The organism is Pseudomonas sp. EL_65y_Pfl1_R83 (assembly GCF_963970695.1).
GTDB classification, from domain to species: domain Bacteria; phylum Pseudomonadota; class Gammaproteobacteria; order Pseudomonadales; family Pseudomonadaceae; genus Aquipseudomonas; species Aquipseudomonas tritici.
Window position 1 is genome coordinate 22,476 of sequence record NZ_CAXAQI010000026.1, and the last position, 24,813, is coordinate 47,288.

Genomic DNA, 24,813 nt, shown 5'->3' on the forward strand with positions numbered 1-24,813 from the left:
GCGTATGCTCGCCCTCGGCAAACTGCTTGAACTGACCCTCGCCGGTCGTGAACCGGCGCAAAAAATTCAACTGACTGTCGACGGCGTGCAAATGCGCTGGCTCAGCGAGGGCGCACTTGAAGTGCGCCCGCCGCAAGCCCAGGACAAAGGCAGCGACTTGCTGCTGTCGTCCGGCATCCATGGCAACGAAACCGCGCCGATCGAACTGCTCGACCGCCTGTTGCATGGCATCGCCCGTGGGGAGATCAAACCCCGCAATCGTATTCTGTTCCTGTTCGGCAACCCCGAGGCCATGCGCCGCGGCGAGCGTTACCTCGAACTGGACGTCAACCGGCTGTTCAACGGCCGTCATGAAAAAAACATCGGCCCTGAAGCCATGCGTGCCGCCGAGCTTGAGCAATTGGCCCGCAGCTTCTTCAGCGTGCCTGACCGTTCGCGCCTGCATTACGACCTGCACACGGCCATTCGCGGCTCGAAGATCGAGCAGTTTGCCCTGTATCCGTGGAAGGAAGGTCGCCAGCACGCTCGCCACGAACTGGCGCGCCTCAACGCTGCCGGCATGCAAGCGGTGCTGCTGCAAAACAAGACCTCGATCACCTTCACCGCGTTTACCTACGAGCAGCTGGAAGCCGAGGCCTTCACGCTGGAATTGGGCAAGGCGCGACCGTTTGGGCAGAACCAGAGCGTGGATGTGTCGCGCCTGGAAACTCGCCTCAAGCAGATCATTGAAGGCACTGAGCCTGAGACCGATAGCCTTGAAGGCTTGAAGCTGTTCGCCGTTGCGCGCGAAGTGATCAAGCACAGCGATGCCTTCTTGATGCACTTGCCGGCGGATGTGGAAAACTTTTCGGAACTGGAAAAGGGCTATCTGCTGGCCGAAGACGTGGCCAAGACCCGTTGGGTGATCGAAGAGGAGGGCGCGCGCATCATCTTTCCCAACCCGAAGGTAAAGAATGGCTTGCGGGCGGGGATATTGATTGTGCCGACGACGGACGCTGGTTTGGCCTGAATTCCAAGCCAGCTCCCACACAAGCCCAGCTCTGAGGCTGGGCCTGGCGGTATTGTTTAGACCGCTACAGCACGCGGCTCGCTGCGACGGATCGCACGCACTTTGTGCAGCGTATCGGCGCAGGTCCGCGCCGCTTCCTGGCCTTTGTGCACGAAGTGCTCGTAGAAAAAGGTGTGGTGCTCAGTGCCCGCATGGAAGTGATGCGGTGTCAGCGATACCGAGAACACCGGCACTTCAGTTTCCAGCTGCACCTGCATCAGGCCGCTGACGACCGATTGGGCCACGAATTCGTGACGGTAGATGCCGCCATCCACCACCAGCGCAGCAGCGACGATACCCGCGTAGCGGCCGGTCTTGGCCAGCAGCTTGGCGTGCAGGGGCATTTCAAAGGCGCCGCCGACTTCAAAGAAATCAATATCCGATTCCTGGTAGCCCTGGGCGATCATTTCGGCGAGGAAGCCTTTGCGGGATTGGTCGACAATATCCTTGTGCCAGCAGGCCTGGATAAACGCGACGCGCTCGCCGTGATGGTTTTTGCTTTTGCTGTCGATTGCGGTGGGTTGCATGTTCTGACTCCTGTTTAAGAAAAAAACAGGGCGTTATGAATCGAATGGGATTTAAGGGTACGCAAGCACAGTTCGTGCGCGGCCCTTAGGCGCCAATCCCGTTCTCTCTTCATCCGGACTATGACCGTCGGCCCCGGGATCACACCGGGTCTGCTGACCTTGTCGCCGTCCTGCGTGAGCAGTTCAAGGCGCCAAGCGCTCGCGGGCTATACACATTGCGTGTAATTACCGCCGGTGGGGAATTGCACCCCGCCCTGAGAACGTTGCCACCAGAACCCTGGCGGCGGAGAGTTTTTAACACGGTTTTTCGCAAACTGCACGATCACCGTATCGATAAGCTATATCGGTTTGTTTGGTTGGTATTCGATTGAATGCAGCGGGGGCTTGATATTCCGTGGCTTTGCCCGCAGTAATCACTCAGAAAAGGAACTTACTGAACCCCTAGAGGCGTGTTTCATGTCTGTGATCGACCTGCGCAGTGACACCGTGACCCAACCCACTCCCGGCATGCTCGACGCCATGGCCACTGCTGTCAGCGGCGATGACGTGTATGGCGAAGACCCCAGCGTCAATCGTCTGGAGGCCGAGCTGGCGAAGCGCCTGGGCTTTGCCGCTGCGCTGTTCGTGCCCACCGGCACCATGAGCAACCTGCTGGCGTTGATGGCTCACTGTGAGCGTGGCGAGGAATACATCGTCGGCCAGCAGGCCCACACCTACAAATACGAAGGTGGCGGGGCAGCGGTGTTGGGTTCGATCCAACCGCAACCGCTGGACGTGCAGGCGGATGGCTCCCTGGACCTGGACCAGGTGCTGGCGGCGATCAAGCCGGACGACTTCCATTTCGCCCGTACCCGCCTGCTGGCATTGGAAAACACCATGCAGGGCAAGGTATTGCCGATGGACTACCTGGCGAAGGCACGGGCATTCACCCGGGAACAGGGTCTGGCCCTGCATTTGGATGGCGCACGGCTCTACAACGCCGCGGTCAAGCTGGGCGTGGAGGCGCGTGAGATTGCCAAGCACTTTGATTCGGTGTCGGTGTGCCTGTCCAAGGGCCTTGGCGCGCCGATTGGCTCGGTGTTGTGCGGTTCCACGGCGTTGATCGCCAAGGCCAGGCGCCTGCGCAAGATGGTCGGCGGCGGCATGCGCCAGGCCGGTTCCCTGGCGGCGGCCGGGCTGTATGCGCTGGATCACCAGGTGCAGCGCCTGGCCGACGACCACGCTAACGCCCAATGGCTGGGCGATGAGCTGCGCAAAGTGGGTTATGACGTGGCGCCGGTACAGACCAACATGGTCTACGTGCAGATCGGTGATCGGGCCGAAGCCTTGAAGGTTTTTGCTGCCGAGCGTGGGATCAAGTTGAGCACTGCGCCTAGCCTGCGCATGGTCACGCATAGGGATGTCAGTCGGGCGCAGATCGAGCAAGTCGTGCAGGCATTCGTCGAGTTTTCGCGCAAATGAGCGTGCAGACCGTCTAATTGAACCTTTCAATCGTATAAACACGCTGTACCCCCGGCAAAGGGCCGATATAATGCGGCCCTTTGCCGTCGCTCCGTCTGATGATGTTGCGCACTGGCCTTTGGCCGCAGCCTCCGTGGAAGAACCTAATGAAAAGCGCAGAAATCCGTGAAGCCTTCCTTCGCTTCTTCGAAGAGCAAGGTCACACCCGTGTCGCCTCCAGCTCCTTGATCCCAGGCAATGACCCAACCCTGCTGTTCACTAACGCGGGGATGAACCAGTTCAAGGACTGCTTCCTGGGCCAGGAAAAGCGCGCCTACACCCGCGCCACCAGCAGCCAGAAGTGCGTGCGTGCCGGCGGCAAGAACAGTGACCTGGAAAACGTGGGCTACACCGCCCGCCACCACACGTTCTTCGAAATGCTGGGTAACTTCAGCTTTGGTGATTACTTCAAGAAAGATGCGATTACGTTCGCCTGGACCTTCCTCACCGGCGTGTTGAAGCTGCCAGAGGAAAAACTCTGGGTTACCGTGTACGCCACGGACGACGAAGCGTACGACATCTGGACCAAGGAAGTCGGCGTGCCCGTCGAGCGCATGATTCGCATCGGCGACAACAAGGGTGCGCCGTACGCTTCCGACAACTTCTGGACCATGGGCGATACCGGCCCGTGTGGCCCTTGCACCGAGATCTTCTACGACCACGGCGCCGACATCTGGGGTGGCCCCCCGGGTTCGCCGGAAGAAGACGGCGACCGTTACATCGAGATCTGGAACAACGTGTTCATGCAGTTCAACCGCACCGCCGATGGCGTGTTGCATCCGCTACCTGCGCCGTCGGTGGATACCGGCATGGGCCTGGAGCGGATCAGTGCGGTGCTGCAGCACGTTCACTCCAACTACGAAATCGACCTGTTCACCCAGTTGTTGAGCGCGTCGGCCGCGGCCATTGGTTGTGCCAATGAAAGCCAGTCTTCCCTCAAGGTGGTGTCTGACCACATCCGTTCCTGCGGTTTCCTGATCGCCGACGGTGTGTTGCCGTCCAACGAAGGCCGTGGCTATGTGCTGCGCCGTATCATCCGTCGCGCCTGCCGTCACGGTAACAAGCTGGGCGCCACTGGCAGCTTCTTCTACAAAATCGTGGCCGCACTGGTTGCCGAGATGGGCGAAGCCTTCCCGGAACTCAAGCAGCAGCAAAGCAATATCGAGCGCGTGCTCAAGGCTGAGGAGGAGCAGTTCTCCAAGACCCTCGAACACGGCCTGAAAATCCTCGAGCAGGACCTGGCTGAACTCAAAGGCACCGTGGTGCCAGGCGATGTGGTGTTTAAGCTGTATGACACCTATGGCTTCCCGATGGACCTGACCGCCGACATCGCCCGTGAGCGTGAGCTGACCATTGATGAAGCGGGTTTTGAGCGTGAGATGGAAGCCCAGCGCGTGCGTGCTCGCTCCGCCAGCTCCTTTGGCCTTGACTACAACACCCTGGTCAAGGTTGACGTGCCCACCGAATTCATCGGTTACAAGGCTACCGTTGGCGCTGCCAAGATCGTTGCCATCTATAAAGACGGCAAGTCGGTCGACGTGTTGAGTGAAGGCGAAGAGGCGGTTGTGGTCCTCGACCAGACGCCGTTCTACGCCGAGTCGGGTGGCCAGATTGGTGATTGTGGTTTCCTGAGTTCGACGTCCGGCCGTTTTGAGGTGCGCGACACCACCAAGACCGGCGGTGCGTTCCTGCATCACGGTGTGTTGGTGCTGGGCAACTTGACGGTTGGTGCGCCGGTGGACACCCAGGTCGATGCCGATGTACGCCATGCGACCGCGTTGAATCACTCGGCCACTCACCTGCTGCACGCCGCGCTGCGCCAGGTACTGGGCGAGCACGTCCAGCAGAAAGGTTCGTTGGTCGACAGCCAGCGCCTGCGCTTCGACTTCAGCCACTTTGAAGCGATCAAGCCCGAGCAGATCAAGGCCCTGGAAGACATCGTCAACGCTGAGATTCGCAAGAACACCGCGGTAGAAACCGAAGAAACCGACATCGAGACCGCCAAGGCCAAAGGCGCCATGGCGCTGTTCGGCGAGAAGTACGGCGACAACGTGCGTGTATTGAGCATGGGCGGCAGTTTCTCTGTGGAACTGTGTGGCGGTATCCACGCCAACCGTACCGGCGACATCGCCCTGCTGAAAATCATCAGCGAAGGGGGTGTAGCGTCCGGTGTGCGTCGTATCGAGGCCGTCACTGGCGCTGCAGCCCTGGCCTACCTCAATGCGGCTGAAGAACAACTCAAGGAAGCGGCCAGCCTGGTCAAGGGCAGCCGCGACAACCTTATCGACAAGCTGTCCGCTGTACTGGAGCGCAACCGTACGCTGGAGAAACAGCTGGAGCAGTTGCAGGCCAAGGCGGCCAGTGCGGCGGGCGACGATTTGTCGGCTTCTGCGGTGGACGTCAAGGACGTGAAAGTGTTGGCTGCGCGCCTGGACGGTCAGGACGGCAAGGCGCTGTTGGCCTTGGTCGATCAGTTGAAGAACAAGCTCGGCCGCGCAGTGATCCTGCTCGGCGGTGTCCATGAGGATAAGGTCGTTCTGGTTGCCGGTGTAACCAAGGACCTGACTGGCCAACTCAAGGCCGGTGATTTGATGAAGCAAGCCGCCGCGGCAGTGGGCGGGAAGGGCGGTGGTCGTCCGGACATGGCGCAAGGCGGTGGTGTAGACGCTGGCGCCCTGGACGCAGCCCTGGCCCTGACCGTGCCGTTTGTCGAGGCAGGTATTTAAGGCACTGTTAATCAGCCCGTGGTCTAGTCGCGGGCGGGTTCGGTGCTGGTTGATTGGTTATCAGGCGCCCCTTTACGGGCTGAGGCGGCTTAGAAATGGCTTTGATCGTACAGAAATTTGGAGGCACCTCGGTCGGCTCTGTCGAAAGAATCGAGCAGGTGGCCGACAAGGTTAAGAAATTCCGCGATGCTGGCGACGACTTGGTGGTGGTGCTGTCGGCCATGAGCGGCGAGACCAATCGCCTGATCGATCTGGCCAAGGCAATAAGTGGTGATCAACAGCCGCTCCCGCGTGAGCTGGATGTGATCGTGTCCACCGGTGAGCAGGTGACCATCGCCTTGCTGGCCATGGCGCTGAATAAGCGCGGTGTGCCGGCGGTGTCCTACACTGGCAGCCAGGTGCGTATCCTCACTGACAGCGCGCACACCAAGGCGCGCATCCTGCAAATTGATGATCAGAAAATTCGCACTGATCTAAAAGCCGGCCGCGTGGTAGTTGTAGCGGGCTTCCAGGGTGTGGATGAGCAGGGCAATATCACCACCCTCGGGCGTGGCGGTTCAGATACCACCGGCGTGGCGCTGGCGGCGGCGCTCAAGGCCGATGAATGCCAGATTTACACCGATGTGGATGGCGTCTATACCACCGATCCGCGTGTAGTGTCCGTGGCTCAGCGCCTGGATAAGATCACCTTTGAAGAGATGCTGGAAATGGCCAGCCTTGGTTCCAAGGTGTTGCAGATCCGCGCGGTGGAGTTTGCCGGCAAGTACAACGTTCCGCTGCGCGTATTGCACAGCTTCAAAGAGGGTCCGGGCACCCTCATTACTATTGATGAAGAGGAATCCATGGAACAGCCAATCATTTCCGGTATCGCTTTCAACCGTGATGAAGCCAAGCTGACCATCCGTGGCGTGCCAGACACCCCGGGCGTGGCGTTCAAGATCCTGGGCCCTATCAGCGGCGCGAACATCGAAGTCGACATGATCGTGCAGAACGTATCGCACGATAACACCACCGATTTCACCTTCACCGTGCACCGCAACGAGTACGATGCGGCGGAGCGGATCCTGCAGAACACTGCGAAGCAAATCAGTGCCCGCGAAGTGATCGGCGACACCAAGATTGCCAAGCTGTCGATCGTGGGTGTGGGCATGCGTTCGCATGCCGGCGTTGCCAGCCGTATGTTTGAGGCCCTGGCCAAGGAAAGCATCAATATCCAGATGATCTCTACCTCGGAAATCAAGGTTTCGGTGGTGATCGAAGAGAAGTACCTGGAACTGGCTGTACGTGCGCTGCATACCGCTTTTGAGCTGGACGCTCCGGCCCGACAGGGCGAGTGATGCAGTGCCAGAAAGGCGCGGTTTACCGCGCCTTTCATTTTTTTGTAGGGCGCATGTTCTTTTGCGTGGGCTCGACAATACTTAGGTGGTAGGGCTACGGCTTTTGGGTTGTAGGTCGAATGCCTTTTTTTTGCAGACTGTTGTTCCTGAACTGAAATGCGTGAGGAGAAAGGTATGTTGATTCTGACTCGTCGTTGCGCAGAAAGCCTGATTATCGGTGATGGCGAAATCACCGTGACCGTGCTTGGCGTCAAAGGCAATCAAGTACGTATCGGGGTTAACGCTCCGAAAGAGGTAGCGGTGCACCGCGAGGAAATCTACCTGCGGATCAAGAAAGAGAAGGACGAAGAACCAAGCCTTTAATTTTTATCGTTTTTTATGTTTGCAAACGGGGATGAACGTGGTTAATATACGCCCCGTGTTGCGGAGAGCTGGCCGAGTGGCCGAAGGCGCTCCCCTGCTAAGGGAGTACACCTCAAAAGGGTGTCGGGGGTTCGAATCCCCCGTTCTCCGCCATTATTTGCTTAGTACGTTGCAATCTGGTTTTTTCGGTAAGTTGTTGAAGTTACTCGAAAAAATAGCTTTACATAGAGATTGAACGGCCTATAATGCGCGGCAACAAATGCACTCGTAGCTCAGCTGGATAGAGTACTCGGCTACGAACCGAGCGGTCACAGGTTCGAATCCTGTCGAGTGCACCATTTAAGAGTCAATTGCAGCAATGCAGTTGATTCGGTTGGAACCAGTTGTGATCTGGTCTAAAAACACAATATGCACTCGTAGCTCAGCTGGATAGAGTACTCGGCTACGAACCGAGCGGTCACAGGTTCGAATCCTGTCGAGTGCACCATACAAACAAAAAGCCCGCCTAGTGCGGGCTTTTTGCCGTCTGGAGTTTGTGTAGGATTTTTTCTTTTTCTCTTCTCTCATGTGTTTTCCTTCCACACTGCGTCGTCGCAGTTCATAGATGCAGCCAATGCTTAGCTTTGGCTCGCAAGCGCTTGTTCTTTCCAGTTTTTTAACGTTTAAAGTGGCCGGGCGGTGTATCATTGCGCCCGTCAGCCCCGCCGGGGCTTGTGGAATACCTCCATGGACTTACCCAGTAGTTACTCAGTACCCCGTTTTACCAATCATGAATTGACTGATTGATCCTTCCGGCGTGCCCCGCTGCTGGGAGTGGAGTTCGCCTATGACCGAAGTAGAAGTAAAGAAAAAAACACAAGACAGCCTGCAGGATCGCTTGGCTCAAGTCATTGAGCTGCTGCAGCGCCAGCGCGTGGTCGAAGACCTTACGCACCGCCAGGATGGCCCGAATAACGACTTGGTCGAAAACCTGGTCCACCGGCAAAACCTCGTCGAGCTGCAACGCAAGCTCGATGACCTGCACTCCGCCGACGTCGCCTATATTCTCGAAGCCCTGCCGCTGGATGACCGACTGGCCCTTTGGCAATTGGTCAAGGCTGATCGTGACGGCGACATCCTGCTCGAAGTATCCGACTCAGTCCGTGAAACCCTGATCGCCGACATGGACGATCATGAGCTCCTGGCTGCGGCCAAGGAGATGGACGCCGATGAGCTGGCTGACCTTGCCCCCGAGCTGCCGCGTGATGTTGTCCATGAGCTGATGGAGGCGCTGGACACGCAACAGCGCGAACGCGTGCGCTCTGCGTTGTCTTACGATGAGGACCAAGTCGGCGCGCTGATGGACTTCGAGATGGTCACCATCCGCGAAGACGTCAGCCTGGAAGTGGTCCTGCGCTACCTGCGCCGGCTGAAAGAGCTGCCTGGTCACACCGACAAGCTGTTCGTGGTCGACTACGAAGGCATTCTCAAGGGTGTACTGCCGATCAAGCGTCTGTTGGTCAATGATCCGGACAAGATGGTTGCGGATTTAATGGCCAGCGATACGGTGAGTTTTCACCCAGATGAAGATGCCTACGACGCGGCGCAAGCATTCGAGCGTTATGACTTGATCTCGGCGCCGGTGGTCGACAAGAACGGCAAATTGATTGGCCGTTTGACCATCGATGAGATCGTCGACCTGATTCGTGAAGAGAGTGAAACTGAAGTCCTCAACATGGCGGGTTTGCGTGAAGAGGAAGATATCTTTGCGTCGGTCTGGCGTTCGCTGCGTAACCGCTGGGCCTGGCTGGCGGTCAATCTGGTTACCGCCTTTATTGCCTCGCGTGTGATCGGCTTGTTCGAAGGTTCCATTGAGAAGCTGGTAGCCCTGGCGGCATTGATGCCGATTGTGGCCGGTATTGGCGGCAACTCCGGCAACCAGACGATCACGATGATCGTGCGCGCGATGGCGCTGGACCAAGTGAGTACGGCTAACTCATCGCGTCTGTTGCGCAAAGAACTGGCTGTGGGCCTGATCAACGGGTTGGTGTGGGGTGGGGTGATCGGTGTGGTGGCCTACTTGCTATATGGCAGTTGGTCGCTCGGCGTGGTGATGACTGCTGCCATGACCCTCAACCTGCTGTTGGCGGCCCTGATGGGGGTATTGATCCCCATGACCCTGGCGCGTCTTGGACGGGACCCTGCGATGGGTGCCAGCGTGATGATCACAGCCATGACCGACAGTGGTGGCTTCTTCATCTTCCTGGGCTTGGCAACAATTTTCCTGCTCTGATCCCTTTCGGCGGGGGCAAGTCTGCCCCCTAACGAGCTCCCCGCGTAGCACCAGCACATCAAAAATGTGTGGATGCCTATACAAATTCCAGGCAAAAAAAAGCCAGCACATGGCTGGCTTTGGCTTTCAGCTGCAAATCAATTGGCTTCTGCGGCCGCCTCAACGTCGTGCGCGATGAGCGAGACGAGAGCATTTTGCTGGCGGTGGGAAAGCTGGCGAAAACGCTGCAGCAGTTCGCGTTCGTGCAGCGACAGCTCGGGGCTGTCCAGACGCATGCTCAACTCGTCGCCCAGCGCACCTTCCTGAATGAGGCTTTGTTCCAGGCGCGCGATGATTTCGGAGTTCATGCTGCGGTGATGATTGCGAGCCACCTCGGCAATGCGTTCACGCATTCCGTCTGGCAGACGTACGACGAACTTGTCAGCCGTACGGCTGGAATAAATTGCCTGTTTCAATGGGCGCATATATTTAACCGGTTAGTTCAGGGGAGCGGTTTTTGGAATTGGCCGCAAGATGAATGTTAAGACAAGACTCACGACCAAAGTTCAACCCGAATTGCAAAGAGGCCGCATCATGCCTCAGATTTGCCAGTTCCCTGGCGTCAATTCTGTGACAAATATTGAACTGACTAGAGGCTTTATGCCAGCATTCATTTGTTTTTTTGCGGACTGGTTGGAAAAATCTTCTACGGGTGATTCCGCGAGGGAACTTCCCAGAACTCCAGACCAGCACAGGGCTTGAGGCCGCACATCTTATAGCAAAGTGGCACTTTGCCCTTAGTTTTAAGAATAGTGGCAATCTGCCGATTAGCCAAAGCCAGGCGACGTAAGGTAGGAGGGAATCAGCGCAGGACCGGGTCGAACTTGATACGACGACCGACAATGAGGGAGATCAACAACAGGCTGGCAAACACACCCGTGGCAATGAATGCGGTTGTTTGGCCGTCTTGCGATTCGGCGCCCAAGCCCACAGCGCCGGTGAAGGCGGTCAGGCACAAAAACAGCCAGGCAGATTTGGTCATTTACGATTTCCTTAGAAAACCCAGTGTTCAGATGCAGGTGCAGCCTGGGTGCCTTCGGTCAGGCGTACCGGCGATTGCGCGTTGGGCGTCATTACCGCCAGTTGCGGCCGCTGTTGCAGGTGATGCGGGACAGCCTGGCCGATCTGCGCAGGATCGTTAGCGCCAGTCGATTGAAAATGGAATGTTACTAATGCAGCCAAGGCTACGGTGTTGAGGGCTAACAGAAGGGCACTGTTCATGGTCATGTTCTCCGCTTAACGCCGTGGCCTATTGGGTTTGTAGGAGAGGTATTGCAGGTCTCGTGCCAATCTATTAATCCATTAAAATCAATGGGTTGAGTGTACTTTAAAGGACCGAAAGGTTGCAATTTGCAATGATGGCATTTTGAGGGAGTGCATTTTGCACGATGGCGGCAAGTGCCCGGATTTACGGGTCGAAACTGCGATCAGCCCGGCAGGGATCGACCTACACTCAAAAAGCCGACGGACGACATGACAAAACCCACCTCGGCCGTTAACATGCACGCCGTCCGTCGCCGTGTCCTTGGCCAGACGACTGTCATTTGTCCCAGTAGCTCAATTGGATAGAGCATCCCCCTCCTAAGGGGAAGGTTGGCCGTTCGAACCGGCCCTGGGACACCATCTCCTTCAAGGCTTTCAGCTATCCTCCCTCTGCTCGGTACGGCATATCCGTGCCCCGAGCTGCGCAGTCCAGATTGACCTGCGCAATGCCCCCCGCTCAGAAGTCCACAGTTACGCCGGTGTAAAGCGCGCGCCCATCACCTGGAGAATGCAGGGATGCCTGTGCACCATCCGGGTCGTACCAGACGTATTCATAGTATCGGTCTGTAAGGTTTTTCAGTTGTAGGTCGACGCTGACGGACTGCGTCACCTTGTAGGTTGCACCCAGGTTCACCAGCACGTAGCCGCCATAGGTTCCTTTGGTGTTTTCCCGCTCCAGATAATAGTGAGTCTGGCCGTTCATCCAGGCGCTGAGCTGTAAGGCAGGTGTCACGTCATAGCTTATGCCTGCGTTGTAAAGGTGATGCGGGATGTGATCGATTTCCTGACCTTTGCTGTTAGGCAGCGTTGCGCTCGGCCGGAGTATTTTCGAGTACTGCCACGAGTACGCCATCCAAATTTCGGTGCGGTCGTCAGGGTGCAGGTTCATTTGCAAGTCATAGCCCCACCGCCGGGTTTCACCGACGTTATCGGACTCGCCGCTCGGGTCATTAAGCCTGCGACTGACTTCCCCAGAGGCCTCTTGCTGCCAATAGGCGACTCGCCCATCGACCCAGTCAGTCGGCGTGAACTTGATGCCCGTTTCCCAACCTTCGTTGATCGAAGGTGCCAGGTCAGTATCCCGGGGCGGAATTTTATAGGCCGCGGCTCCCGTGCCTACCTGAAAGGTGCGCCCCCAGTTCGCGTAGAAGCTGGCGACTTCCCATGGGGAATAGACAACGCTGATCTTCGGCTGCTTGATCAGCCCGTAATCGTTGATGTCGTAGTCGGCGCCGGTCATTTCGTTGCTGAAGTCACCCTGGATCTTGTCGACCCGATAGGCCGGTACGATCTTCAGTGACTCGAAAGGTTTGATCTCAGCTTGGATATAAGCGCCGTAGGTGTCGAAGTCGAACTGCTGATTGCGAGTGGTCGCCAGGCGTGCACGGTCTTTGGTGCGATAGCGTTCGCTCTTGTTTTGCTGTTGTTGTACGTCTGCACCACCTTCCAGGGCAAAATCGTATAGCCCGCTGACGTCCGGGCGCCAGGTCAATGACGTGAGGGCGCCGTATTGAGTCTCGTAGGTGTCGCGCTCCTGCTGCGAGCTTGTTTGCCAGTATTGCGTCCAGCGCCTGTCATCGAAGGTGTTGACGTAAGTCTTGGCTGACCAGGCGAGCGTATCAGCCAGGTCGGTATCGAAATGCAGGCTGACCTGGTTCATGCGCCGGGTGCCTTTATCCGTGGCATTGAAGCGGTTGGTCATCTCGGGGTGATGACGTGCATCGTCCTCAGCCAGATAGCCCGGCTCCAGAGCCTCGGTTTCGTAGTGACGAGCGATCAGGCCGATGCGGTAGCTGGCATCGTCGGGCGTATAGAACCATTTGCCTGACATTGAGAACTTGTCGGCTTCGGCATGATCCCGGTAGCCCTCGGACTTCTGATAGGCGAAGAAATAGTTTTGAGTCCAGTTGCTGCTTTCAATGCCTTTGGCGAGTTGGGCCTCCTGGGTATTGAAGTTGCCATAACGAAGCCGTGCTTTTGTGTAGTCGCCACCCGTGCGGGTCAGCATATTGACGTTGCCGGCGATGTTATTCAGGCCATAACGCGCATCGCTGGTGCCACGCACCACCTCGATGCTGTCCAGCTCCATGGGAAAAATCATGTCCATGTACGGCATGTTGCCGTCGTTGCTATTGCTTGGGATTCCGTCGATCAGCAATTTGACCGCATTCACTTCCCCTTCGCCGTTGAAGCCTCGCAAGGAGATCTTGCCGGAGGTGGTGCCTTGGTTGAACTCCGTAAGCATCACTCCCGGGGCGCGGCTGAACAGTTCCCAGCTGAAATTGACGGGCATCTTTTCGAGGATGTCTGCCCCCAGGATATCTACCGAGCTGAGGACGGTGCTGGTGCTCAATGGGCCGCTGGGCGCCGCTTGAACATTTACTGTGCCGAGGGTCAACGTTGAGTCTTCCACCTTGGTGACGTCAGCCAACGCGGAGCACAAGGGGCTTATTGCGAATAAACCAGCGGACATCATCGGCCACAGGGAACGGGGCACAGGCAAACGCTTTGCGTGACGCAAAGTCAATGGAGCAGGCATAGCACGCACTTCCTGATGATCAAGAAACTCTAAGGGCGTTCAGCGTCCTTCGCGGGCCGCTAAAAGGATTTAAAGAGAGCAGCACCGGACAATGTCGCGGTGTTGTGATCAGGCGAGGGGGGAGGCGCGTGGACTGAGGCTGGGCAAACGAATCCTTGGGTGCCGGGTTGGCAACTCTGGATTTTCGAGGGAGGTGTCGGGTGTGTACTGTGGCAGAAAATGCCGGTAGTAGTTGGAGGGTAATGCTGCCAGTCCGGCGTGGCCACAACAGCAGTCGCCGTGTTGCATGACCGATTTCGACTGAGGTACCTGTAAGGCATCGATCACTTTGCTGAATGCTTGAGGCAACGCGCTCGAGTTTCCACCCGAACAGAACCCGCCCCAGAGCATCAGGCGCGTGTCGGGCGTCTGCATCGCACGGCTCAAGGGCATGGCGAACAGGTTCAGCAAGACCGCCAGGCAGGCGATCCAGGGGCTGATGCGCTTCAACGAAGCCATAAATGAAATCGCCGTAAAGGGGCCACTATTTAGCCCGCTTTAACGGATGAAGTAAATTTTTCCAGGGTGCGCTATTTCGCCACAGGTGCTACATCTTTGCGGGCGCGTGATGTTAATCAGGGGCATTATCGCGGCCTATTCACGGCACCCCCCACATCCGTTTGATCAAGTGACAGCAGGGAGTAGGCGACCTTTGATGGATATTCAATTTTGCGGTAATGGCACGCGTGATAACCCGTCTATAGGTACATGCGATGAATACCGCGTGAGCGGCATTACCAGCATCGATGATCTGACCGGGGCTTATCGTAAGCTGGCTGACACCCATCCTGGTTTTAAGCCCTTATTCTCGCTTGATGATCTGTCCCAGGCCCGTTATACCTCAGGGCATGCGCGCAATAATCTGGGGATGGACGACGCATCGGCGCAGGACATCATCGGGTTGCCTCCAGCGTGCTTCGAGAAAGGTGAATACATCGGTTATCCGACGACGAAAGCGGAGTTTGCGATGTGCTTTCGCAATTTTACGAACCTGGTATCAGCCACGTCTTTTGAAGAGGCTTGCGCTCATGGCTTGACGCTTGATGAGCAGGCCCTGCAAGAATGGGTGGCCTACCAGGAAAATCCTGTTTCGCTACTGGATCAGCCGCTTTCAGCGCTTTTGGTGCCCGTTCAGCAGTCCTTTCAGACGCTCGCTGCTTTTCCGAACGGCTATTTCACTTGCGACCTGGACCCAGCGAAAAACCATGCGGTTGCGCGTCACTTCTCAGAATTACATGGCTATGAGCTGATGGGCGTCGGTGCCTCTTACATCGGCTTCATTCGTGCTGAGCCGCCCGATGTATCCCTGGCTGACCGCGTTGCGAAGGATTTTTGTGCGCTCTACAACACTGGCGATGAAAGCCTGCCAGCACGGGTTCGTGCAGTCACAGAGGCGATTTCCGGTCGCACGCACCTGTGGTTGCGTTACGTGGAGTGACGCTTTGTGAAAGCCATAAGCCCTGACGGTCGAGCATTTTCGATACTTTGTCGAACCTTGTCGGTGTTCAGGGTTCTCAGCACGTGCGCGGTGTATTTATCTCAACTTATGTACCTTGCAAGCGGTCGGGCAGCGTCTGAGCTACTACGCACAATAATCCCCGGAAACAGCGAATGTTGCCTGTCCGGACCCGGCCACCCCGGACTATCATGCCGATAGCCCTACCTCTCACTGCAAGGAGCCGCTCGGAACGCCGATGCGCCAAATCTGGAAATCTTTTCGAGCCCTTTATTTCGCCTCTTTGATGATGCTGATCGGCTCCGGCTTGCTCAGTACCTACCTGGCGTTGCGCCTGGCGGCCGACCATGTCGACAGCCTGTGGGTGGGTGCGCTGATGGCGGCCAACTATTTTGGCCTGGTGCTGGGAGGCAAGATCGGGCACCGCCTGATTGCCCGGGTCGGGCATATCCGCGCCTATGCCACCTGTGCTGGCATTGTCGGCGCGGCGGTGTTGGGCCATGGCCTGGTCGACTGGCTGCCGGCCTGGATTGTGCTGCGGATCATCGTAGGCCTGGGGATGATGTGCCAGTACATGGTGATCGAAAGCTGGCTCAATGAGCAGGCCGACGTCAAGCAGCGTGGGGTGGTGTTCAGCGGCTACATGATTGCGTCCTACCTGGGCCTGGTGCTCGGTCAACTGATCCTGGTCATGCACCCCCAGCTTGGCCTTGAATTGCTGATGCTGGTCGCGCTGTGTTTTGCCCTGTGCCTGGTGCCGGTGGCCATGACCCAGCGTATTCACCCGGCACCGCTGCATCCGGCGCCGATGGAGCCGCGCTTCTTTATCAAGCGCGTGCCGCAGTCACTGAGTACTGTGCTGGGGTCGGGCTTGATTGTCGGTTCTTTCTACGGTCTGGCGCCGCTCTATGCGTCGCAGCAAGGGCTCAGCACCGAGCAGGTCGGCTTGTTCATGGGTAGCTGCATTTTTGCCGGCCTGCTGGTGCAATGGCCGCTTGGCTGGTTGTCGGATCGGTATGACCGGGCGCTGCTGATCCGCTGTTTTGCCTTGTGCCTCGCGGTGGCGGCGTTGCCGCTGGCCATCATGTCCAAAGTCCCGCTGGAAGTGCTGTTTGTCGCTGGGTTCTTGTGCTCGCTGGTGCAGTTTTGCCTGTACCCGTTGGCCGTGGCGTTTTCCAATGACCACGTCGAAGGTGATCGTCGGGTCTCCCTGACAGCGATGCTGCTGGTGACCTACGGTGTCGGCGCCAGCATCGGGCCTTTGTTGGCGGGCGTGGTGATGAAGCTCTTTGGCAGCCAGATGCTGTACGCGTTCTTCAGTCTGTGCGCGGTGATCCTGGTATGGCGTATCCGCCCGAAAGCCGTGACCAACCTGCACCAAGTGGAAGATGCGCCACTGCATCACGTGGCGATGCCTGACAGTATGTCCAGCTCACCGCTGGTCGCTGCCCTGGACCCGCGGGTTGATGAGCAGGTGGTGCAAGAGCAGATGCAAAACACCGTTCCCGACCCGGAGCCGGAGACCGAGCCGCAACCACCGACGGGTGAGCCGCCCTTTGAGGGACCGCCGGAGCCGCTGGGGCCCGAAGAGCATCCGCATGACTTGAGCAGGGCGCGTCCCTGAAAGCAAAAACGGGCAGATCCCTCAAGGATCTGCCCGTTTTTTATGGCGGTTGTTAAGCCTTAAAAATCGTCGTCTTTGTCGAAGCGCCGTGCTTCACGTTGGAGCTGGTATACAAAACGCTCGACCTGACGCTGCACCAAACCAGTCATGTTATGGAAGCGCACGCCGGCGAAGGTGGTGTTGATCCTTTCTTCGAAATGCAGATAACGCAGTTCGACCGAGGTGGTCATGCTGCCAAAGGGCAGTGCCGCGATAAACCGATCGTAGACCTGGCCCAGTTGCAAGCGCTCGGAAATGTCGCCTTCAAAACGCAGTTTGCAGCCGGTAGCGGAAATATCCAGCAGCTTGCCGTTGACCGGCGCCTGGAGTTTCTCGCCGCCCAATTCGATGTTGATCAGTTGCGCCAGCTTCAACGCGGCGCGAAAGGCATTGCGCCGTTGATGGTAGACCACCTCGTCAGGCAGGCCGCCGGTGTAAATACGGTGGCCGTCCTTTTCGCTTACGGTAAGCGTACCGTTGCTTTCCCATGCGATACGCACACCGTCATGGAAACCTTCAATGCGGAACGGTTCGCCATTTTCGAGGTGGCGTTCACCGTCGCGGGGGATCATTTCATCCAGGGCCAGGGTACCGCCGTCCCGATTGACGTCCACCAAGTAGCTCTGGAAGCGTTGGCTGCGTTCATGGAAGGTAATGATCAGCGGGTCATGGCTTTCTTGCAGCATCCGCAAGGTGCTGGCGATTTCCAGAGGGGTGGTGAGGACCTTGGGTGGCTGCGGGGCATCTTCCGCATTAAGGGCGTTGAACACGGTTCTTCCATCTCCAGACAAAATACGACTACACGCAAGAGCAGGCATTCTGCCAGTATGTTGCGCGCCTTGGATAGGCCGCGCTGTAAACGGGCGTCAGGCTTGGCTGCGGGTGCTTGGCTTGACCAGGCGCGAGGTGGAGCCTTGCGCGTTATATAGCGCCGGAGGCTCACCGCCGTGAAGTATACGCAACTGGTTGGCGGTCGTAGCTTGCTGAAGCTGGATCGACTGACCGTTGAGCCGGTTGGCTTCCTGGCACAAGGAGAGCAATTGATTGAGTTCTTTGCTCTGGGCCAGTAATTGGTCGCCGACCGAGGAGTGGCTGGCCAGCTGCGCCAGGCCGTCCTGGTCGGCGGGCAGGCCCAGGCTGATGAGGATCTGACTGCGTTTTTTGCCGTGCTGTTCCAGCAGGACAATCAACGACTGTTTGCGCGCCAGAATTTCTTCCAGCAAGGGCATATCGCGGCCGTAGAGGGCCAGGGATTCTTCCCTGAGCAGCTCTAGCAACTGTTGCGTCGGCGCTAGATCATCAATGATTAGCTGAAGCAGATTTTCGTCGTGATGCATGGCTGGCCTTGGGTTTTAAGCGTCCAAAAGCCCGGCGCAGGCCTTTGCCTAGCGCTCGGCTTCGAAGTTAAGCAGCTTGCTGGCTACACGGTTGCTGTCGACTTTATAGCTGCCATCGGCGATTGCCTGTTTCAATTCAGCCACACGGGCTTTATTGACCACCGGTTGATCGCGCAGCGAGTCAGTGACCTTCTGCAACTGTTGAGCCTCATTGCTCAGGTGTACGGATTCCCCGCTCTGGCTGGCGCTGGCCTGTTCTGCCTTGGCTGGCAGTGGCTGGGCCTTGGCTTCCACGCTTTCCTTGGAGCGCGTAGTGCCTGCCGTTGATGGGGCGTTATTCAAACGACTGAAATCGATGACCATGATAAAAAACCTCTGGGTATTTGGACGCTTGCCATGTTTTCGGCAATACCCGGATTAACTTTAGGCGCGAATGACAATAAATCTCCGCACGGAACATCTCGTGCACAGTGTAGAAAAAGCTAGCGTCCACTACCAGCAATCTATAAAGCGACCTCGACTTGCCCCGGCGCCGTTACCCTGGCCCTGATTACCCGGTTGGAATTGAGGTTCTTGACGCGTATCTGTTCACTCATACCGCCGTTGGACAAGGCTTCCCCCGGCATTTTTACCTGCAGTGCACCACTGCTGGCGGAAATGACCACCTGTTCGCCTTTGCGAATCACCTCTGCCTGCTCAAGATGCACCAGCGTGATCACCTGGTCAGTGACCACTGGTCGGGTCAATTTCTGCCCGATGGCCTGATCGAGGGACGTCAGGTAGCCCTGACTGATCATGCTGATGTCGCGCTCGCGCAACACAACGTCCTCGAAACCGATGATGCCGGTGCGTTTGAGTGGGCGGGCCACCACCACCACATCGCGAAACAACTTGACCTGGGCCGGCACGAACACGGTCCAGGGCGAGGCGCCGTCGCAGCGAACCTTGACCGTCACGCGGCCGATGGGCTGTGCCGGGCTTTCCAGGGTGGCTGTCAATTCCTTGTCGCACATTGGCATGCGCAAACGCGGGTCCAACTGGTTGACCTGGATTTCATAACGCCCTGGCGTCTGGGTGGTCGCCAGATAATCTTCTACAGTGAACTCAAGAAAGCCTTGAGTGACGCCGATAAGTAGATCAGGCAGGGTGACGTTATCTGCGCGGGCTGTGGCGCTCAGGCCCAAGGCGAGGGCGAGTATCGCCATCGGTGTGCAGAACAATCTGCAAAACCGTGTAGGGTTGGAGCGTCGGGAAACCGTCGTTTTAATGTCCATAATCAATAAATAGCAAAGCTCGTGCCGTTTAGCGTTGGGTGCGCGTCGCACCCTCAAAGGTTTTAGCGTAGGAGTCTGGGCATGGCAGGAGTAATGGATTCAGTAAACCAGCGCACACAGCTGGTAGGGCAGAATCGCCTGGAGTTGTTGCTTTTTCGCTTGGATGGCAAACAGCTGTATGGCATCAACGTGTTCAAGGTGCGGGAAGTGCTGCAATGCCCCAAGCTGACGATCATGCCCAAGTCCAGCCCGGTGGTGTGCGGCGTTGCCAATATCCGTGGCGCGACGATCCCGATTCTTGATCTGGCCCTGGCCACCAGTTCTGCAGGTTTGCAGGATCGCCAGAATCCATTCGTGATCATCACCGAGTACAACACCAAGACCCAGGGTTTCCTGGTGCGCTCGGTGGAACGCATCGTCAACATGAATTGGGAGGAGATCCATCCGCCGCCCAAGGGCACGGGTCGCGATCATTACCTCACGGCAGTGACGCGGGTAGATAACCAGTTGGTCGAAATCATCGACGTGGAAAAAATCCTCGCCGAAGTGGCACCCACCTCGGAATCGATTTCCGTGGGTGTCGTGGACGCTGAAACTGCGCACAAGGCAGTCTCCCTGCGCGTGTTGACGGTGGACGACTCTTCTGTGGCACGTAAACAGGTGACCCGTTGCCTGCAAACCGTCGGCGTGGAAGTGGTGGCTCTCAACGATGGTCGCCAGGCGTTGGATTACCTGCGCAAGCTGGTGGATGACGGCAAGAAGCCGGAGGAAGAATTCTTGATGATGATCTCCGACATCGAGATGCCGGAAATGGACGGCTACACCCTCACGGCCGAGATACGCAACGATCCACGCATGCAAAAATTACATATCATCCTGCATACTTCGTTGTCGGGTGTATTCAACCAGGCAATGGTCAAGAAGGTCGGTGCCGATGACTTCCTGGCCAAATTCCGCCCCGATGACCTGGCATCCCGGGTCGTCGAGCGGATCAAAGCAGCAGATCAAGGCTAGGGGCTTTTTCCCTGGCGATCACACGATTTAAGAGGCGGTATCAGTGTCTACAGGTAATTTGGATTTTGAACAGTTCCGGGTCTTCCTGGAAAAGGCCTGTGGCATATTGCTTGGTGAAAACAAGCAGTATCTGGTATCCAGCCGTCTCAACAAACTGATGGAGCAGCAGGGCATCAAGTCGTTGGGTGAGCTGGTCCAGCGCATCCAGGGCCAGCCGCGCAGCGGGCTCAAGGAAATGGTGGTCGATGCAATGACCACCAACGAAACCCTGTGGTTTCGCGACACCTACCCCTTTGAAGTGCTCAAGAGCAAAGTGCTGCCGGAGGCCATCAAGGCCAGCCCGGGCCAGCGCCTGCGCATCTGGTCGGCGGCGTGCTCCTCGGGGCAGGAGCCGTACTCGATCTCGATGTCCATCGATGAGTTCGAGCGGACCAACATGGGCCAGCTGAAGGCCGGGGCGCAAATCGTGGCCACTGACCTGTCCGGCACCATGCTCACCAACTGCAAGACCGGCGAGTACGACAGCCTGGCCCTGGGCCGTGGCTTGTCCCCGGAGCGCCTGCAACGTTTCTTCGACCCGAAAGGGGCAGGACGTTGGGCGATCAAGGCGCCGATCAAGAACCGTGTGGAATTTCGCTCGTTCAACCTGCTCGACAGCTACGCCAGCCTGGGCAAGTTCGACATGGTGTTCTGCCGCAACGTGTTGATCTACTTCTCCGCTGAAGTGAAGAAGGACATCCTGCTGCGCATCCACGGTACGCTCAAGCGGGGCGGCTATCTGTTCCTCGGTGCATCCGAAGCGCTGAACGGTTTGCCGGATCATTACCAGATGGTGCAGTGCAGCCCTGGGATCATCTACCAGGCTAAATAGTACGCAAATCTAAAGGTGGGAGCGGGCAAGCCCGCTCCCACTTTTTTTTTGCGGCAATTCTCCCAATAGCGGCAACCCTCCATTGCCGCTTTACTGGCGCCACGCGGAAACCCCTTGCCGCTTTTCTGGCATTGCCGCCGGCAACCGCCCCGCAAACCCTTGATATATGGGCCTGCGCAAGATTGGCATGCACCTTGCTATAACCTTGTTAACGAAAAGCAGGTCAGCCTAAAGGTTTCCGCCATGAGCATCAGCTTCGATAAAGCGCTCGGTATCCACGAACAAGCCCTGGGCTTCCGCGCCCAGCGTGCCGAAGTCCTGGCCAACAACATTGCCAACGCCGACACCCCGAACTACAAGGCTCGGGATCTGGACTTCTCCGCCGTGCTCGCCGCACAGCAGGACAAGACCAAAAACGGCACCTTCGCCTTGAACATGACCAACAGCCGTCATATTGAAGCGCAAGGCCTGAGCAATGGTGACGAGTCGTTGCTGTATCGCACGCCGATGCAGCCGTCGATCGACCAGAACACCGTCGACGCCCAGCTGGAGCAATCGGCCTATGCCGAGAACTCGGTGAACTTTCAAGCCAGCTTCACCCTGCTTAACAGCAAATTCAAAGGGCTGATGTCAGCCCTGCGTGGAGAGTAAGCCATGTCCCTGTCCAGTGTTTTCAATATTGCCGGCAGTGGCATGAGCGCGCAGACCACGCGTTTGAACACCGTCGCCAGTAACATCGCCAACGCCGAGACCGTGTCTTCGAGCATTGACCAGACCTACCGTGCCCGTCACCCGGTGTTCGCCACCATGTTCCAGGGTGGCCAGGCTGGCGGCAGCGATTCGCTGTTCCAGGACCAGGGTAATGCCGGTTCTGGCGTCCAGGTGCTTGGTGTGGTCGAAGACCAGAGCAACCTTGAAGCCCGCTACGAACCCAACCATCCCGCCGCGAACGAAAAGGGTTATGTCTACTACCCCAACGTCAACGTGGTTGAGGAAATGGCCGACATGATTTCCGCCAGCCGTTCGTTCCAGACCAATGCGGAAATGATGAACACCGCCAAAACCATGATGCAGAAGGTCCTGACCCTGGGTCAGTGATAAGGGGCGCCAAATAATGGCCATCGTTGATACGAGTAACAACACGGCAGTCCAGGACCTTTTCAACTCCAAGGTCAAGACCGCGACAGACAACAGCAGCGTCGGCGATGCAGCCAAGACGGCAACGGGCAGCCAGTCGCTGGGCAAGGATGCGTTCCTGCAACTGCTGGTGACCCAACTGAAAAACCAGGACCCGTTGTCGCCGCAAGACAACGGCGCGTTCGTGGCCCAGTTGGCGCAGTTCAGCAGCCTGGAAGGCATCAACACCCTGAACGACTCGGTGAACAACATCTCGAGCAACTTCAGCTCGTCGCAAGCTTTGCAGGCATCGTCGCTGGTAGGGCGTTCGATCATCACCCAGACCGACAAGGCGCTGGTGGACACCAGCAAGAGCATGACCGGTTCGGTTGCAGTGACTGCGGCGACAGGCAACGTCGCCATCAAGATCACCGACAAAGACGGCAACGTGGTGCGCACCATTGACATGGGCGCCCAGAGTGCAGGCAACTCCGACTTTATCTGGGATGGCAAGAATGACAACGGTGAGGTCGCCCCAGCGGGCACTTACACCTTCGCGGCCACTACCAAGAATGACAAGGGCGACGCGGTTGCCTTGGCAACTTCGCTGCCAGCAACGGTAACCAGCGTGACGTTGAGCAAGACCGGCGGCGAAATGCTGCTGAACCTTGCCGGCGGCATGGGCAGCGTCAGGCTGTCGCAAATCCAGACTATCGGTACATAGAGCCGGCTAACTACGGCAGAGGGAGAGAAACATGTCTTTTAATATCGGCCTTAGCGGCCTCTATGCGGCCAACAAACAACTGGACGTGACCGGCAACAACATCGCCAACGTCGCGACCACTGGCTTCAAGTCGTCCCGTGCAGAGTTCGCGGACATCTACGCGGCCTCCAAGCTGGGCACCGGCCAGAACAGCATCGGCAACGGCGTGAACCTGGCGGCTGTGTCCCAGCAGTTCACCCAGGGTGACGTCAACAACAGCGGCGGCGTACTGGACATGGCGATCCAGGGCGGTGGCTTCTTCGTTCAGAAGGGCAGCGACGGCTCGCTGGAGTACACCCGCAGCGGTGCCTTCCGTGCCGACAAAGACGGCTATATCACCAACAATACCGGCACTTCGCGCTTGCAAGGCTACGCCGCGGACGCGGACGGCAACATCGTCAAGGGCGGCTTGACCGACCTGCAACTGAACCTGTCGTACCTGCCACCCAAGGCGTCCACCAAGGTGGATTCCACCAGTAACCTGAACTCGTCGTCGCCGGTGATCGACCAGGTTACCAAGCTGTTTGATCCTACTGATACGAGCACCTTCACCACCCAGAACAGCACCACGTTGTATGACGCCCAGGGTAACTCCCACGAAATGGTGCAGTACATGGTGAAATCGGACGCCAACGAGTGGAAGGCTTACACGTTGATCGACGGCCGTAACCTGGATGGCTCTAAGCCTACAACCACCGGCGCCACCGCCCCCGTGCCGGCGACCTATACCTTTGACGGTGCCGGTAAGCTTCTGGGGGTCACCGGTACAGGTGTGGTCGGCACGACCCTGACACTCACGGGTTGGGTCCCGGGTACGGTGACCAACGGTACATGGGCGCCAAACAACGCTACAGCGCCGGATATTGCCGTCAATCTGGGCAATGTCACCCAGTACAACTCGGCCAGTTACCGCAACCCGCCGACCACCGATGGTTACGCTACCGGGCAGATCACCGGCCTGAAAATCGACGGCAGCGGCGTATTGTTCGCCACGTTCAGCAACCAGCAGAGCAAGGCCATCGGCCAGATCTCCCTGGCCAGCTTCAACAACGAACAAGGTTTGCAGCCGTCGGGCGGCACCACTTGGAGAGAGACCTTCGCCTCCGGTCAACCGGGTTACGACACTCCGCAATCCGGTACCCTGGGTTCGATCGTGGCCAACTCCCTGGAGAACTCCAACGTCAACCTGACCAACGAGTTGGTGGACCTGATCAAGGCCCAGAGCAACTACCAGGCGAACGCCAAGACCATCTCCACCCAGAGCACCATCATGCAGACCATCATTCAGATGACGTGATGCAGTCGTGCTCCATAAGAAGCCCCTCGTAAGAGTAATGCTGTTCACTTAAGCATTTGAGCTCACGTCGAAGCTCCTAGAAAATCCGATGCCAGATATCTGGCATCGGATTTTTTATGTCTGTTCAGCAGCACCTGCTAGACCTCAGCGACCTTTTCAACTTTTCTGACCTGAGTACCTTCACTCAAAATATCCCCGTTGAGTGGGTGGCATCTGCGTTGGATCTCTCCAGTCAGGCAACTATCAGGCGCCGTCGTTTGCCTGCCGATCAAGTGCTCTGGCTTGTGCTTGGCATGGCGCTGTTTCGCGACGAACCGGTGCACGAGGTCGCGAGGCGGCTCAACATCTGCGCCCAAGGCTTGGCAACCG

General features: G+C 57.6%; 25 protein-coding genes, 4 tRNA genes and 1 riboswitch. Of the genes, 19 read left to right on the forward strand and 10 right to left on the reverse strand.

Annotation, left to right across the window (positions count from 1 at the left end):
• Positions 1-4 precede the first annotated feature (4 nt).
• A complete protein-coding gene (gene astE, locus AACY08_RS26355) occupies positions 5-1,009 on the forward strand; it encodes a succinylglutamate desuccinylase (RefSeq protein ID WP_339472076.1) in 1,005 nt (334 codons plus the stop codon).
• A 56-nt stretch (positions 1,010-1,065) separates the two neighbouring features.
• Here astE and AACY08_RS26360 read toward each other — a convergent pair whose 3' ends face one another.
• A complete protein-coding gene (locus AACY08_RS26360; protein ID WP_065874001.1) occupies positions 1,066-1,575 on the reverse strand; it encodes a 6,7-dimethyl-8-ribityllumazine synthase in 510 nt (169 codons plus the stop codon).
• Positions 1,576-1,671: 96 nt separating this feature from the next.
• Positions 1,672-1,841: riboswitch (FMN riboswitch) on the reverse strand.
• Between the two features lie 190 nt (positions 1,842-2,031).
• Between AACY08_RS26360 and ltaE the strand changes: the two genes are divergently transcribed.
• The 8 genes from ltaE (at position 2,032) to mgtE (ending at position 9,773) form a co-directional block, all read left to right on the forward strand.
• Positions 2,032-3,036, forward strand: coding sequence for a low-specificity L-threonine aldolase (gene ltaE / locus AACY08_RS26365; RefSeq protein ID WP_339472077.1), 1,005 nt, complete (start codon positions 2,032-2,034; stop codon positions 3,034-3,036).
• 146 nt (positions 3,037-3,182) lie between these two features.
• Entirely contained in the window at positions 3,183-5,801 is a 2,619-nt protein-coding gene (gene alaS / locus AACY08_RS26370) for an alanine--tRNA ligase (RefSeq protein ID WP_339472078.1), read from the forward strand.
• A gap of 95 nt (positions 5,802-5,896) precedes the next feature.
• Positions 5,897-7,138, forward strand: a complete 1,242-nt coding sequence (locus AACY08_RS26375; protein ID WP_339472079.1) for an aspartate kinase — start codon at positions 5,897-5,899, stop codon at positions 7,136-7,138.
• Positions 7,139-7,312: 174 nt separating this feature from the next.
• A complete protein-coding gene (gene csrA, locus AACY08_RS26380) occupies positions 7,313-7,501 on the forward strand; it encodes a carbon storage regulator CsrA (protein ID WP_003175645.1) in 189 nt (62 codons plus the stop codon).
• A gap of 62 nt (positions 7,502-7,563) precedes the next feature.
• A tRNA-Ser gene (locus tag AACY08_RS26385) sits at positions 7,564-7,654 on the forward strand.
• A gap of 108 nt (positions 7,655-7,762) precedes the next feature.
• Positions 7,763-7,839, forward strand: a tRNA-Arg gene (locus AACY08_RS26390).
• Positions 7,840-7,911: 72 nt separating this feature from the next.
• Positions 7,912-7,988, forward strand: a tRNA-Arg gene (locus AACY08_RS26395).
• Between the two features lie 339 nt (positions 7,989-8,327).
• Entirely contained in the window at positions 8,328-9,773 is a 1,446-nt protein-coding gene (gene mgtE, locus AACY08_RS26400; RefSeq protein WP_065873997.1) for a magnesium transporter, read from the forward strand.
• Between the two features lie 137 nt (positions 9,774-9,910).
• Here mgtE and AACY08_RS26405 read toward each other — a convergent pair whose 3' ends face one another.
• The 3 genes from AACY08_RS26405 to AACY08_RS26415 all read right to left on the reverse strand — a co-directional run bounded on the left by AACY08_RS26405 (position 9,911) and on the right by AACY08_RS26415 (position 11,033).
• Entirely contained in the window at positions 9,911-10,237 is a 327-nt protein-coding gene (locus AACY08_RS26405; protein WP_003175643.1) for an Arc family DNA-binding protein, read from the reverse strand.
• Positions 10,238-10,614: 377 nt separating this feature from the next.
• Complete coding sequence (locus AACY08_RS26410; RefSeq protein WP_339420755.1) at positions 10,615-10,794, reverse strand: PA3371 family protein; 180 nt, start codon at positions 10,792-10,794, stop codon at positions 10,615-10,617.
• Positions 10,795-10,805: 11 nt separating this feature from the next.
• Entirely contained in the window at positions 10,806-11,033 is a 228-nt protein-coding gene (locus AACY08_RS26415) for a hypothetical protein (RefSeq protein ID WP_339472080.1), read from the reverse strand.
• A gap of 325 nt (positions 11,034-11,358) precedes the next feature.
• On the opposite strand from AACY08_RS26415, the gene AACY08_RS26420 reads away from it, so the two are divergent.
• Positions 11,359-11,435 (forward strand) — tRNA-Arg (locus tag AACY08_RS26420).
• A gap of 97 nt (positions 11,436-11,532) precedes the next feature.
• Here AACY08_RS26420 and AACY08_RS26425 read toward each other — a convergent pair.
• Entirely contained in the window at positions 11,533-13,551 is a 2,019-nt protein-coding gene (locus tag AACY08_RS26425) for a TonB-dependent receptor (protein ID WP_339472095.1), read from the reverse strand.
• Positions 13,552-13,722: 171 nt separating this feature from the next.
• The gene (locus AACY08_RS26430; protein WP_339472081.1) at positions 13,723-14,112 is read right to left on the reverse strand and encodes a DUF2946 domain-containing protein; all 390 of its coding nucleotides are present in this window, start codon (positions 14,110-14,112) and stop codon (positions 13,723-13,725) included.
• 196 nt (positions 14,113-14,308) lie between these two features.
• Here AACY08_RS26430 and AACY08_RS26435 point away from each other — a divergent pair, with 196 nt between their 5' ends.
• Together AACY08_RS26435 and AACY08_RS26440 are read left to right on the forward strand one after the other, a co-directional pair.
• Positions 14,309-15,091 carry a hypothetical protein gene (locus AACY08_RS26435; protein ID WP_339472082.1) on the forward strand — a complete coding sequence of 261 codons (783 nt, stop codon included), beginning with the start codon at positions 14,309-14,311 and terminating at the stop codon, positions 15,089-15,091.
• Positions 15,092-15,347: 256 nt separating this feature from the next.
• Positions 15,348-16,733, forward strand: a complete 1,386-nt coding sequence (locus AACY08_RS26440; RefSeq protein WP_339472083.1) for an MFS transporter — start codon at positions 15,348-15,350, stop codon at positions 16,731-16,733.
• A 59-nt stretch (positions 16,734-16,792) separates the two neighbouring features.
• Here AACY08_RS26440 and AACY08_RS26445 read toward each other — a convergent pair whose 3' ends face one another.
• The 4 genes from AACY08_RS26445 to flgA all read right to left on the reverse strand — a co-directional run bounded on the left by AACY08_RS26445 (position 16,793) and on the right by flgA (position 19,383).
• Positions 16,793-17,542, reverse strand: a complete 750-nt coding sequence (locus AACY08_RS26445) for a flagellar brake protein (protein ID WP_339472084.1) — start codon at positions 17,540-17,542, stop codon at positions 16,793-16,795.
• Between the two features lie 96 nt (positions 17,543-17,638).
• Positions 17,639-18,109: a flagella synthesis protein FlgN gene (locus tag AACY08_RS26450; RefSeq protein ID WP_339420747.1), complete on the reverse strand. Its 471-nt coding sequence runs from the start codon at positions 18,107-18,109 to the stop codon at positions 17,639-17,641.
• A 48-nt stretch (positions 18,110-18,157) separates the two neighbouring features.
• Positions 18,158-18,472, reverse strand: coding sequence for a flagellar biosynthesis anti-sigma factor FlgM (flgM, locus tag AACY08_RS26455; protein ID WP_065873991.1), 315 nt, complete (start codon positions 18,470-18,472; stop codon positions 18,158-18,160).
• Positions 18,473-18,612: 140 nt separating this feature from the next.
• Positions 18,613-19,383: a flagellar basal body P-ring formation chaperone FlgA gene (gene flgA / locus AACY08_RS26460; RefSeq protein ID WP_445262046.1), complete on the reverse strand. Its 771-nt coding sequence runs from the start codon at positions 19,381-19,383 to the stop codon at positions 18,613-18,615.
• An 81-nt stretch (positions 19,384-19,464) separates the two neighbouring features.
• On the opposite strand from flgA, the gene AACY08_RS26465 reads away from it, so the two are divergent.
• From AACY08_RS26465 to AACY08_RS26495, 7 genes are all read left to right on the forward strand, one after another.
• The gene (locus tag AACY08_RS26465) at positions 19,465-20,397 is read left to right on the forward strand and encodes a chemotaxis protein CheV (protein ID WP_339472087.1); all 933 of its coding nucleotides are present in this window, start codon (positions 19,465-19,467) and stop codon (positions 20,395-20,397) included.
• Between the two features lie 43 nt (positions 20,398-20,440).
• A complete protein-coding gene (gene cheR, locus AACY08_RS26470; RefSeq protein ID WP_065873988.1) occupies positions 20,441-21,268 on the forward strand; it encodes a protein-glutamate O-methyltransferase CheR in 828 nt (275 codons plus the stop codon).
• Between the two features lie 243 nt (positions 21,269-21,511).
• The gene (flgB, locus tag AACY08_RS26475) at positions 21,512-21,919 is read left to right on the forward strand and encodes a flagellar basal body rod protein FlgB (protein ID WP_010208346.1); all 408 of its coding nucleotides are present in this window, start codon (positions 21,512-21,514) and stop codon (positions 21,917-21,919) included.
• Between the two features lie 3 nt (positions 21,920-21,922).
• Positions 21,923-22,366, forward strand: coding sequence for a flagellar basal body rod protein FlgC (gene flgC, locus AACY08_RS26480; protein ID WP_065873987.1), 444 nt, complete (start codon positions 21,923-21,925; stop codon positions 22,364-22,366).
• A 16-nt stretch (positions 22,367-22,382) separates the two neighbouring features.
• Positions 22,383-23,108, forward strand: a complete 726-nt coding sequence (flgD, locus tag AACY08_RS26485) for a flagellar hook assembly protein FlgD (protein WP_339472088.1) — start codon at positions 22,383-22,385, stop codon at positions 23,106-23,108.
• A 31-nt stretch (positions 23,109-23,139) separates the two neighbouring features.
• Entirely contained in the window at positions 23,140-24,444 is a 1,305-nt protein-coding gene (gene flgE / locus AACY08_RS26490) for a flagellar hook protein FlgE (RefSeq protein ID WP_339472089.1), read from the forward strand.
• A 116-nt stretch (positions 24,445-24,560) separates the two neighbouring features.
• A partial coding sequence (locus AACY08_RS26495; RefSeq protein ID WP_339472091.1) for a transposase domain-containing protein occupies positions 24,561-24,813 on the forward strand: 253 nt, incomplete at its 3' end.